Below are 12,226 nucleotides of genomic sequence, written 5' to 3' on the forward strand. Positions count from 1 at the left end.
CCTCCGACGGTGGCTGCGCGCTTTAACCGACGATCTGAGATCCGAAGCCGCTTCGGCTGTCACTCATCCCCGACCCGGCCGCGCAGTTTCTTGATCGAGCCGCGCCCGGCCTTGCTCTTGAGCCGTCTTTCGACCGCGCCTTTGGACGGCCTGGTCTTCTTGCGCGGCGGTGGTGGTGGTTCGGCGGCCTTGGCGACCAGTGCCGTCAGCCGCGCCCGGGCGTCCGCCCGGTTCTGCTCCTGGGTGCGGAAGCGTCCGGCTTCAATGACGATGACGCCGTCCTTGGTGGCGCGCTGGCCGGCAAGCTTGATGGTCCGTTCGCGCACCCGCTCCGACAGGCCAGCCGCATTGGCGGCATCGAAGCGCAATTGCACTGCCGTCGCCACCTTGTTGACGTTCTGGCCGCCCGGGCCGGACGAACGGATGAAGTCCTCGTGCAGGTCGCCCGGATTAATCACCGCATCGTCGGTAATGATGATCTTGTCGTCGGCGTTCATGCCGCACTCATGGCGCGGCAGGCGAAAAAAGAAAAGGCCCGATCGAAGCCGGGCCTTGAAGCATCACCAGGGGCGACGGCTATTCAGCCGCTACCTGCATGCGTGGTGCGGCGCCGAGCACCGTGGCGTCGACATGGGCTTCGAATTTCTCGAAATTGTCGACGAACATGCCGACCAGCCTTGCCGCCTGCCGGTCGTAGGCGGGCTTGTCGATCCAGGTCGATCTAGGGTCGAGAATGGCGCGGTCGACGCCGGCAACCGTCACCGGTACGTCGAAACCGAAATTGGGGTCGGTGCGGAAGTCGGCCGCTTTTAGCGAGCCGTCGAGCGCCGCCGCAAGCAGCGCCCGTGTTGCTTTGATCGGCATTCGTTTGCCGGTGCCGTAGGCGCCGCCGGTCCAGCCGGTGTTGACCAGCCAGCAATCGACGCCGTGGCGGGCGATGAGCTCGCGCAGCAGATTGCCATATTCCGACGGATGCCGCGGCATGAACGGTGCGCCGAAGCATGTCGAAAATGTCGCTTCGGGTTCCGTAACGCCCTTCTCGGTCCCCGCCACCTTGGCGGTATAGCCGGAGAGGAAATGGTACATGGCCTGCGCCGGGGTCAGCCGCGCGATCGGCGGCATCACACCGAATGCGTCGGCGGTCAGCATGATGATGTTCTTCGGGTGGCTGGCGCGCCCCGTCTTGCTGGCGTTGGGGATGAAGTGGAGCGGATAGGCGCAGCGTGTGTTTTCGGTCAGCCCGCCGTCGTCGAAATCCGGCACGCGGCCTGCGTCGAGCGCCACATTCTCCAGCACCGTGCCGAAGCGCTGGGTGGTGGCGAAGATCTCCGGCTCGGCTTCGGCCGAAAGCTTGATCGTCTTGGCATAGCAGCCGCCCTCGAAATTGAAGATGCCGTGCGGTCCCCAGCCATGCTCGTCGTCGCCGACCAGCGTGCGCGACGGGTCGGCCGACAACGTCGTCTTGCCGGTCCCGGAAAGGCCGAAGAAAACGGCCGCGTCGCCGACGGGCCCTTCATTGGCCGAGCAGTGCATCGGCATCACACCCTTTGCCGGGAGCAGATAGTTGAGTACGGTGAACACCGACTTCTTCATCTCACCGGCATACGAGGTACCGCCGATCAACACGATCATGTGCGAAAGATCGACGGCAATCACCGTTTCGCCGCGCGTGCCGTGGCGGGCGGGATCGGCGCGGAACGACGGCAGGTCGATGATCGTCAAATCGGGCATGAAATGCTCGAGTTCGGCGGCGGCCGGTCGGATGAGCAGATTGCGGATGAACAAGGAGTGCCAGGCAAGCTCCGTGATCACCCTGGTCGGCAGCTTCAGTTCCTCGTCGGCGCCGCCGACCAGGTCCTGCACATAAAGATCCTTTCCGGCCGCGTGGGCGCGAAAATCGGCAAGCAGCGTATCGAACTGGATCGGCGAAATCGCTTTGTTGTTGTCCCACCATATATGCGGCGCGGTGCTTTCGTCGCGCACCACGAATTTGTCCCTGGGCGAGCGGCCGGTGTGCTGCCCGGTCTCGGCGGCAAGCGCGCCATGCGCGGTGAGTCGGGCCTCGCCACGGCGGATTGCCTCCTCGTAGAGCGCGGCCGCGCCGAAATTATAGCGCACCACCCCCGTGGTTCTCAGGCCGATGCGATCGATTGCACATGCAGGATTGCGTTTGCCGGCTTCCGACATGGGTGTCCCTTCTTCGATTTACCGCGTCTTTACCGGCGAATTCCGGAACCCCCATTGCAGGAGCTAAAAACGTCAAAACCAGAAAAGGCGAATGATATCAAATCATTAATCGATTTAAATATTTTGAAAGTTGTTTAAATCGTTTATATGTGCAAAAACACTGATGGTTGCCCAAGGATTGGCGATGTTCATTCGTCCAATCCATATCGAGGTACAATTGTGGCCGTCGACATGCCGCGCGTGACAGCGGATACAGCCTGTGCCACATTTTGTACCTAATTTGTCCTGCAAAAGCCCCTTCTCGACGAAAGAAGGGACAGCTCATGAGGGAGCCGCTTGAAATGGCAACAATCGCGCTTGTCGACGACGATCGCAACATTCTGACTTCGGTTTCGATCGCCCTCGAATCCGAGGGTTATCGGGTCGAAACCTACACGGATGGGGCATCGGCGCTGGAGGGACTGGCGGCGCGCCCGCCGAACCTCGCCATCCTCGACATCAAGATGCCGCGCATGGACGGCATGGAGTTGCTGCGCCGGATGCGTCAGAAATCCGACCTGCCGGTAATCTTCCTGACCTCCAAGGACGATGAGATCGATGAACTGTTCGGCCTCAAGATGGGCGCCGACGACTTCATCCGCAAACCCTTCTCGCAGCGTCTTCTGGTGGAGCGCGTCCGCGCCGTGCTGCGCCGCGCCAGCACCCGCGAGGCGGCGGCCAAGGCGCCCAACCAGCAGGCCCGGTCGCTTGAGCGCGGCCAGCTTGTCATGGACCAGGAGCGCCACACCTGCACCTGGAAGGGCGAGCCGGTGACGCTTACCGTCACCGAGTTCCTCATCCTGCATTCGCTGGCACAGCGTCCGGGGGTCGTAAAAAGCCGTGATGCGCTGATGGATTCGGCTTATGATGAGCAGGTCTATGTCGATGACCGCACCATCGACAGTCACATCAAGCGGCTGCGCAAAAAGTTCAAGGCCGTTGATGATGACTTCGAAATGATCGAAACCCTTTACGGAGTCGGATATCGGTTCCGCGAAGCTTGAGTCGAGCGGGAGCTGCTATTCGATGGCAGTGCAAGTAGAGCGAGTGAGACGGTCGGGCGCCGCCAGGCGCCCGCCGCGGATTCTGCCCGCCTTCGTGTCGAAAATTACGGTGCCGATGCGCCGGTTTCTCGGCCATCACATCTTTTCCAGCCTGACGCGGCGTATCCTCTTTCTCAACCTTGCCGGCCTTGCCGTCCTGGTCACCGGCATTCTCTATCTCAATACCTTTCGCGACGGGCTGATCGACGCCCGTGTCGAGAGCCTGATGACTCAAGGCGAGATCATCGCCGGCGCGATCGCCGCCTCGGCGACGGTCGAGACCGATTCGATCAGCATCGATCCGGAGAAGCTGCTCGAGTTGCAGGCCGGCGAAAGCCTCGGCCCGGGCTCCGATCAGCTCGACAATCTCGATTTCCCGATCAATCCGGAGCGCGTGGCGCCGGTGCTCAGGCGCTTGATCTCGCCGACGCGCACACGCGCCCGCATTTACGACCGTGACGCCAACCTGCTGCTCGATTCCCGCCATCTCTATTCGCGCGGCCAGATCCTTCGCTACGACCTGCCGCCGGTCGAAGAGGAGCAGCCGGACCTTCTGGAGCGCATCCAGAAATTCGTCTTCGATTTCTTCCGCAACAAGCAGCTGCCCGTCTATCGCGAGCAGCCGGGCGGCAACGGTGCCGCGTTTCCGGAAGTGGTCAAGGCGCTTACCGGCAGTCCGTCGACGATCGTGCGGATATCGGAGCAGGGCGAGCAGATCGTTTCCGTGGCGGTGCCGATCCAGCGCTTCCGTGCCGTTCTCGGCGTGCTGATGCTGTCGACCGAAGGCGGCGACATCGACAAGATCGTCGCGGCCGAGCGCAAGGCGATCCTGCGCGTGTTCGGCATTGCCGCCCTGGTTACCGCCATCCTGTCGATGCTGCTGGCCTCCACTATCGCCAACCCGCTGCGCCGGCTTTCCGCGGCGGCGGTCAGGGTTCGCCGCGGCGTCAAGAACCGCGAGGAAATCCCCGACTTCTCCGACCGCCAGGACGAGATCGGCAATCTGTCGATCGCCGTGCGCGACATGACCAATGCGCTCTACGCCCGCATCGAGGCGATCGAAAGTTTTGCCGCGGATGTCTCGCACGAGTTGAAGAACCCGCTTACCTCGCTGCGCAGCGCGGTGGAGACATTGCCGCTGGCCAGGAACGACAATTCGCGCAGCCGGCTGATGGATATCATCCAGCACGATGTGAGGCGGCTTGACCGTCTCATCACCGATATTTCCGATGCCTCCCGTCTCGATGCCGAGCTGGCGCGGGAAGATGCGGGAACCGTCGACCTCAAGAAGTTCATCACCGATCTGGTCGCCGTCTCGCGCGAGGCCACGCGCAACAAGAAGGCGGTCGAGATCGAATTCAAGGTCGCCAAACTGCCACAGGGCGTGAAAGGCTACTTCGTCGTCGGTCATGACCTGAGGATCGGCCAGGTGATCACCAACCTGATCGAGAATGCCCGCTCGTTCGTTCCCGAGGAACGTGGCCACATCACCATATCGCTGGCGCGCGCCGGCAAGTTCAACATCGTCACCATCGACGACAATGGACCCGGTATCCGTGCCGATAACATCGACCGCATTTTCGAGCGGTTCTATACCGATCGGCCGGCCGGCGAGGCGTTCGGTCAGAACTCGGGCCTTGGCCTGTCGATATCCAGGCAGATCGTTGAAGCCCATGGCGGCACGCTGAGCGCCGAGAACATCCCGGGCACCAAGCCTGGCGAGATCAAGGGCGCGCGCTTCGTGGTGACGCTGCCGGCGGAAGGCTGACGGATGAATTCCAATCACGCCTGGTCCTATTGTGCAGCCTGAAAACATTCACGGCACCGCGATCCTGATAGGGGATCGCGGCATTCTCATCACCGGACCGTCCGGCTTGGGCAAGACGACGCTGGCGCTCGCCTTGATCGATCATTGCAGCCAGCGTGGGCTGTTTTCCCGGCTGATCGGCGATGACCAGCTCTATGCTGCAGATTGCGACGGGCGGCTGGTCTGCCGCGCACCGGCCAGCATAGCCGGCCTCGTCGAGGTGCCGGGATTCGGCCCCAAACCGATACGGTTCGAGCCAAGCTGCGTGATCGACCTCATTATCCGGCTGGTGCCAGCCGGCAAAATGGCCCGCTTCCAGGAAGACTGCAGCGAACTCGTTGTCGGCGTACCAGTGCCGCGCATCGATCTTGCCGGGCGCAATGTAGCGGCGGCCTTGCCGGCAGTGATGTCGCGCCTGTCGATTGCGCCTTTCCTGTGATCCGATTTCGATTTTTTGCTGCAATGCGTCAAATTGGCTTGGGCCGGCGCAATTTTGGGCTTGTCAACGGGCCTTGCGTCGACAAGATAGCGCTCCCGCCACCTGGAACGGTCGGCGAGCATAAAATGCGCCTGTGAAGCGGCGATGACGGGAGCCACCAAAGAATGATCGGACTCGTGCTTGTAACGCACGGTCAACTGGCCGCCGAGTTCCGCAATGCCGTGGAACATGTCGTTGGGCCACAAGACAATTTCGAGACCGTGGCGATCGGTGCCGACGACGATATGGAACAGCGCCGCCGCGACATTATCGAGGCAGTCGGCCTCGTCGATACGGGATCAGGCGTCATCGTTTTGACCGACATGTTCGGCGGCACGCCCTCTAACCTCGCCATTTCCGTGATGGAATCCGGGCGTATCGAGGTCATTGCCGGCATGAACCTGCCGATGCTGATCAAGCTGTCCAGCGTTCGCAAGGGCGACAACATGACGGCCGCGCTGGATGAGGCGCAGGCTGCCGGCCGTAAATACATCAATGTCGCCAGTCAACTCCTGAGCAGCAAATGAGCGCGCTGTTGCCGGAAAAGGACAAGATCGTTCGCGACTTTCCGATCGTCAACCAGCGCGGCCTGCACGCACGCGCCTCGGCCAAGTTCGTTCAAATCGCCAGCGGCTTCAACGCCACGGTCCAGGTCGAGAAGGACGGCGTCAAGGTCGGCGGCACCTCGATCATGGGCCTGATGATGCTGGCGGCGAGCCTCGGTTATTCGATCCGCGTCACCGCCACCGGCCCGGAGGCCGAAGAGGTCATCGATGCGCTGGAGCAACTGGTTGCTTCCCGTTTTGGCGAGGAATGCTGACGTGCTGATCGCTTCTGAAGACATGCACGGATAAAGATTTCTTTATATCCCATTGTCGTCCGACTCCCGATCTGCTAGTCAGGCCGGCACCTCGCGCCCTCCGACACGCTTTCGGGGCGGGCGCGTCCCGCAATCAATTCGCATCGGAGCACTGCCATGACGGGTAGCAAGGACTATGTGGTCGCAGACATCGCGCTTGCCGGCTGGGGCCGCAAGGAGATCGAGATCGCCGAAACCGAAATGCCGGGCCTGATGGCCTGCCGCGAAGAATTCGGCGACAAGAAGCCGCTCAAGGGCGCGCGCATCACCGGCTCGCTGCACATGACCATCCAGACGGCGGTGCTGATCGAAACGCTTAAGGCGCTCGGCGCCGATATCCGCTGGGCTTCCTGCAATATCTTCTCGACCCAGGACCACGCTGCCGCGGCCATTGCCGAGGCCGGAATTCCGGTGTTTGCCGTCAAGGGCGAGACGCTGGAGGATTATTGGGTCTACACCGACAAGATCTTCCAGTGGGCCGATGGCGGCACCTCCAACATGATCCTCGACGACGGTGGCGATGCCACCATGTACATCCTGATCGGCGCCCGCGCCGAGGCCGGCGAGGATGTGCTGTCCAATCCGGGCAGCGAAGAGGAAGAGATCCTGTTTGCCCAGATCAAGAAGCGCATGCAGGCATCGCCCGGCTTCTTCACCAAACAGAAGGAAGCGATCCGCGGCGTCACCGAAGAAACGACGACCGGTGTCAACCGGCTCTATCAGTTGCAGAAAAAAGGCCTGCTGCCGTTCCCGGCGATCAACGTCAATGATTCCGTCACCAAGTCGAAATTCGACAACAAATATGGCTGCAAGGAATCGCTTGTCGACGGCATTCGCCGCGGCACCGACACGATGATGGCCGGCAAGGTCGCGGTTGTCTGCGGCTATGGCGACGTCGGCAAAGGCTCGTCGGCTTCGCTCAAGGGCGCCGGCGCCCGCGTCAAGGTCACCGAGGTCGATCCGATCTGCGCGCTGCAGGCGGCGATGGACGGTTTCGAGGTGGTCACGCTCGAAGACGCAGCGCCGACGGCCGACATCGTCATCACCACCACCGGCAACAAGGACGTCGTTACCCTCGACCACATGCGCCTGATGAAGGACATGGTGATCGTCGGCAACATCGGTCACTTCGACAACGAGATCCAGGTGGCGTCGCTGCGCAACCTGAAATGGACCAACATCAAGCCTCAGGTGGATATGATCACCTTCCCGGACGGCAAGCGGATGATCCTTTTGTCGGAAGGCCGCCTGCTCAACCTCGGCAACGCTACCGGCCACCCGAGCTTCGTCATGTCGGCGTCCTTCACCAACCAGGTGTTGGCCCAGATCGAGCTGTACACCAAGCCCGGCCAGTACGAGAACCAGGTCTATGTCCTGCCGAAGCATCTCGACGAAAAGGTCGCGCGCCTGCATCTCGACAAGCTCGGTGCCCGCCTGACCGAACTGTCCGGCGAACAGGCCGCCTATATCGGCGTCACTCCGCAGGGACCGTTCAAGCCGGAACACTACCGCTATTAACCACGGCGAAACTTGCCACTAGATATTGAAGCCGGGCGATTGACTTTTCGCCCGGCTTTATTTTTGCGCTGATTGATTCTTCACGCCGATTCGCGCAAGCGCTATGGTGCTGATTCGCGGTCCGGGGACGAGGCCCGGGCGCACGCATCAGGGCGGTCTTGTATTCAGGCGGCGAAGAGGACCAAGACATGCCGGGGGATAACCCGCCTTGCGCGGGACAGGCCGTTTCCGGCGGCCATAACGATTCGATCACGGGCTCCGCTGCCAGAGGCGGCAGCCTTCTTTGGCGCGCCGGCAGCCGTGTCGGGGTGCTGCTTGCTTCTTCCGCGCTGGTTGGTCCGCTGCTTGGCTTTACTGCACATGCCCAAACCCGCGTGGCGCAAAAGGCCGGGCTGTCGGTCAGCACGGTCGAGGTCATGCAACTCGCCATGTTCGTCGGCGTCATGGGGGCGGCATTGCTGTCGGCCATCTTTCTGATCCGCGAACGGGCGCGCACCGCGGCGGAAAATGCCGAGCTCAGGACCCGTATCGCCGACGTCAATGCCGCGCTGCAGCGCTCGGAGGCGCTGCTCCATTCCCGCGATCAGCGCGTGGTGGTATGGGCGGCCGAGAACAAGAAGCCCGAGCTTGTCGGGACATTGCCGATCGAGAGCGGCGCGCCGGAGGACCGGGCGGCCTTCCTGGCTTTCGGCCGCTGGCTGATGCCGCGTTCGGCGGCCGCACTCGAACATGCCGTCGCGGCACTGCGGGACAAGGCAAAGCCGTTCGATCTGGTCATCGAATCGCAGGCCGGCCAGCCGCTCGAGGTTCACGGCCGCAAGAGTGCGGCGCATGTGCTGGTTCGCTTCGTCTCGCTTTCGGAGACACAGCGAAGCCAGGCCAGGCTGAAGATCGAGAACCAGCGCTTAGCCGCCGACCATGAGACGCTGATCGGTCTTCTGGATGCGCTCAAGATGCCGTCATGGCTGCGTACTGTCGACGGGCGGCTGAAATGGGTCAACCGCGCCTATGCCGAAGCGGTCGAGGCCGAGAATGCCGAAGCGGCGGTCCGCGATGGCAAGGAATTCCTCGGCGGCCAGGCGCGCGACACGATCGCTGCGCAGCACAAGTCGCGCGCGGTCTTTGAACAGACGCTCTCCACGGTCATCGAAGGCGACCGCCGTATGTTTGCCGTGACCGATTTTGCCGGAGCGGATGGTTCGGCTGGTCTTGCCTGCGACATCAGCGCTATCGAGGCCATTCGCGCCGAATATGAGCGGACCATGCAGAGCCACGCCGACACGCTCGATCAGCTCAACTCCGCCGTGGCGATTTTCGACACCGACGAGAAATTGCGGTTTTTCAATCAGGCGTTCCAGAAACTATGGGGCCTCGACAGCGGCTTCCTGCACAGCGCGCCGGACAACGCCTTACTGCTCGACCGCCTGCGCAGCGAAGGCAAGATCGCCGAGCAGCCCGAATGGCGGCGCTGGAAAGAGAGCCTGCTCGGCGCTTACCGCGCGGTTGAATCGCAGGAGCATTGGTGGCATCTGCCGGACGGCAAGACCATTCGCGTCGTCGCCAATCCGCAGCCCAAGGGCGGCGTCACCTGGGTGTTCGAGAACCTGACCGAGAAGATGGACCTTGAAAGCCGCTACCAGACCGCCGTCCGGGTCCAGGGCGAGACGCTCGACAACCTCGCCGAAGGCGTCGCTGTGTTCGGCCCCGACGGCAGGCTGAGATTGTCGAACCCGGCGTTCGCGGCATTGTGGGGGCTGGATGCCGATGCCTCAAAACCCAACGTCCATGTCTCGACGATCCGCGATCTTTGCGACCGCCGTGCCGTCGACAGTCCGTGGGGCGGGTTCGTTGCCGCCATCACCGGCTTCGACAACGAGCGCCGCGACCGCCACGGCCAAACCGAATTGAACAACGGCACCGTTTTGCGCTACGCCGTCATCCCTTTGCCCAACGGCCAGGTGATGATGACCTTCGTCGACGTTACCGACAGCGTCAATGTCGAGCGGGCGCTGAAGGACAAGAATGAGGCGCTGCAAAAGTCCGACCAGATCAAGAACGAATTCGTGCAGCACGTCTCCTATGAGCTGCGCTCGCCACTCACCAACATCATCGGCTTTACCGAGCTTCTTTCACTGCCGTCGACTGGTCCGCTGAACCAGAAGCAACGCGAATATATCGGGCATGTCGGCTCGTCCTCCTCGGTCCTGCTCACCATCGTCAACGACATCCTCGACCTGGCGACGGTGGATGCCGGCATCATGGAACTCGACATTTCCGAAGTTCACATCGATCGAACCATTACGGCTGCCGCCGAACTGGTCGCCGACCGGCTGGAGGAACATGCGATCAAGCTTAGGATCGACGCGGCGGCCGCGCCGAAAACCTTCCACGGCGACGAGATCCGCGTCCGCCAGATCCTCTACAATCTGCTCAGCAATGCCGCCAATTACGCGCCGGAGGCGAGCACCATAACGCTCGCCTGCCGCCAACTTGCCGACGGCGTGGAATTTTCCGTTCACGATGACGGCCCCGGCATGCCGCCGGACCTGCTTGACTCAGTGTTCCGGCGCTTCGAGCCGCGCACCAATGGCGGCCGCCGCCGTGGCGCCGGGCTCGGCCTGTCGATCGTCAAGAGCTTTGTCGAACTGCATGGCGGCAGCGTCCGCATCGAGACCGGCAGGGATAAGGGCACCACGGTTGTTTGCGCCTTTCCCGACACGCCGTCCGGCATCCGCGCGGCGGCCGAGTAGCGCGTTCGATGGCGGTATTGGTGCTGGAGCGTTTTCTCGCCGACGAGGCTGCGACGGCAAGGTTCGGCGAGGATCTCGCCATGTCGCTGCGCATTGGCGACGTGCTCGCCCTCAAGGGCGATCTCGGCGCCGGCAAATCGACCTTGGCACGGGCGCTGATCAGGGCACTGGCCGACGATGCCGGACTCGACGTGCCGAGCCCGACCTTCACGCTGGTCCAGAGCTACGACACGCGTGTGCCGGTTCATCATTTCGATCTCTACCGCTTGGGCACGGCATCCGAGCTGGACGAGCTGGGCTTCGACGAGGCGCTGACGCAAGGCGCCGCGCTGGTCGAATGGCCGGAGCGGGCAGAGGCATATCTGCCGAAAACCTCGGTGCTGGTCGAACTTCTCCAGCAGGGCGACGGCCGACTGGCGAGACTATCGGGAGAGGGCGCCGCCTTCGAGCGCGCGGCGCGATCGCTGGCAATGCGCGATTTTCTCGGGCAGGCCGGTTGGGGCGAAGCGCAGCGACGATATTTCATCGGTGATGCCTCGGCTCGCTCCTACGAGATCGTCACGCTCGCCGGATTTCCGCCACGGGTGCTGATGAACTCGCCAAGGCTGGTGCTCGGACCGCCAGTCCGCGACGGCAAACCCTATGCCGAGATCGCTCACACCGCGCAATCCGTTTCGGCGTTCGTCGCCATCGACCGGGCATTGCGGGCCGGCGGCGTCAGCGTCCCGGAAATCCATGCCCAGGATCTCGAGCAGGGTTTTCTCCTGCTGGAGCATCTCGGTTCCCAAGGGTTTCTCGACAAGCGCGGCCAGCCGGTGGCCGCGCGTTATGCGGCGGCGGCCGAACTGCTTGCCATGATGCACGGCAAAACATGGCCGGCTCGCATGCAGGCCGGCCCCGGCGTCTTCCACGAGGTGCCGCCTTTCGACCGCGACGCCATGATGATCGAGGCCGAATTGCTGGTCGACTGGTATGTCCCGGCGATATCAGGCGCTCCGCCGAGAGAGGCGCTGCGCGCCGGTTACCGCAGCGAATGGAGTGCGGTGCTCGATCGGCTGGAGGGGCGCGAATACACGCTGATGCTGCGCGACTTCCATTCGCCCAACCTGATCTGGCGTGCTGACCGTTCCGGTCATGACCGCCTCGGCGTCGTCGATGTCCAGGATGCGCTGATCGGGCCGTCCGCCTACGACGTCGCCTCGCTCGCCATGGACGCGCGCGTCACTATCTCACCCGAAATCGAAAAGCACACGCTCGCCGCCTACATCGCCGCGCGACGCGCGGCCGGTGCCTTCGATGAGAACGAATTCCGCGAAACCTATGCAATCATGGCCGCACAGCGCAATTCCAAGATCCTCGGCATCTTCGTGCGGCTCGAAAAACGCGACGGCAAGCCTTATTATCTGAAGCATCTGCCGCGCATCCGCGACTATCTTCGCCGGGCACTGGCGCATCCGGCGCTGGCCGGGCTGCAGGATTTCTACATCGCCCACGGCTTGCTGGAGGAACGCTCGATTTGACGGCTAAGGATTTGGGCCCGAAGGC

General features: G+C 62.6%; 10 protein-coding genes. 8 read left to right on the forward strand and 2 right to left on the reverse strand.

Going from position 1 to position 12,226, the window contains the following annotated elements; all coding sequences use genetic code 11:
• Positions 1 to 59: 59 nt before the first annotated feature.
• Complete coding sequence (gene arfB, locus NKI97_RS24840) at positions 60 to 497, reverse strand: alternative ribosome rescue aminoacyl-tRNA hydrolase ArfB (RefSeq protein WP_023677545.1); 438 nt, start codon at positions 495 to 497, stop codon at positions 60 to 62.
• A gap of 79 nt (positions 498 to 576) precedes the next feature.
• Positions 577 to 2,187: a phosphoenolpyruvate carboxykinase gene (locus tag NKI97_RS24845; RefSeq protein ID WP_352837074.1), complete on the reverse strand. Its 1,611-nt coding sequence runs from the start codon at positions 2,185 to 2,187 to the stop codon at positions 577 to 579.
• 341 nt (positions 2,188 to 2,528) lie between these two features.
• Here NKI97_RS24845 and NKI97_RS24850 point away from each other — a divergent pair, with 341 nt between their 5' ends.
• The 8 genes from NKI97_RS24850 to tsaE all read left to right on the forward strand — a co-directional run bounded on the left by NKI97_RS24850 (position 2,529) and on the right by tsaE (position 12,201).
• The gene (locus NKI97_RS24850; RefSeq protein ID WP_023677547.1) at positions 2,529 to 3,230 is read left to right on the forward strand and encodes a response regulator transcription factor; all 702 of its coding nucleotides are present in this window, start codon (positions 2,529 to 2,531) and stop codon (positions 3,228 to 3,230) included.
• Between the two features lie 22 nt (positions 3,231 to 3,252).
• Positions 3,253 to 5,037 (forward strand): sensor histidine kinase, encoded by a 1,785-nt coding sequence (locus NKI97_RS24855; protein ID WP_023677548.1) that lies wholly within the window; start codon positions 3,253 to 3,255, stop codon positions 5,035 to 5,037.
• A 31-nt stretch (positions 5,038 to 5,068) separates the two neighbouring features.
• On the forward strand, positions 5,069 to 5,515 hold the full coding sequence (locus NKI97_RS24860; protein ID WP_352568484.1) for an HPr kinase/phosphorylase: 447 nt from the start codon (positions 5,069 to 5,071) through the stop codon (positions 5,513 to 5,515).
• A gap of 164 nt (positions 5,516 to 5,679) precedes the next feature.
• Entirely contained in the window at positions 5,680 to 6,081 is a 402-nt protein-coding gene (locus NKI97_RS24865; protein WP_352454807.1) for a PTS sugar transporter subunit IIA, read from the forward strand.
• A complete protein-coding gene (locus NKI97_RS24870; RefSeq protein WP_352837077.1) occupies positions 6,078 to 6,374 on the forward strand; it encodes an HPr family phosphocarrier protein in 297 nt (98 codons plus the stop codon). The genes NKI97_RS24865 and NKI97_RS24870 overlap by 4 nt, the downstream gene beginning before the upstream one ends.
• A gap of 156 nt (positions 6,375 to 6,530) precedes the next feature.
• Entirely contained in the window at positions 6,531 to 7,931 is a 1,401-nt protein-coding gene (ahcY, locus tag NKI97_RS24875; protein ID WP_023677552.1) for an adenosylhomocysteinase, read from the forward strand.
• A 188-nt stretch (positions 7,932 to 8,119) separates the two neighbouring features.
• Entirely contained in the window at positions 8,120 to 10,681 is a 2,562-nt protein-coding gene (locus tag NKI97_RS24880) for a sensor histidine kinase (RefSeq protein WP_352837080.1), read from the forward strand.
• Between the two features lie 8 nt (positions 10,682 to 10,689).
• On the forward strand, positions 10,690 to 12,201 hold the full coding sequence (tsaE, locus tag NKI97_RS24885; RefSeq protein ID WP_352837082.1) for a tRNA (adenosine(37)-N6)-threonylcarbamoyltransferase complex ATPase subunit type 1 TsaE: 1,512 nt from the start codon (positions 10,690 to 10,692) through the stop codon (positions 12,199 to 12,201).
• Positions 12,202 to 12,226 lie beyond the last annotated feature (25 nt).

It is taken from the genome of Mesorhizobium sp. M0296, assembly GCF_040321675.1.
Classification (GTDB): domain Bacteria; phylum Pseudomonadota; class Alphaproteobacteria; order Rhizobiales; family Rhizobiaceae; genus Mesorhizobium.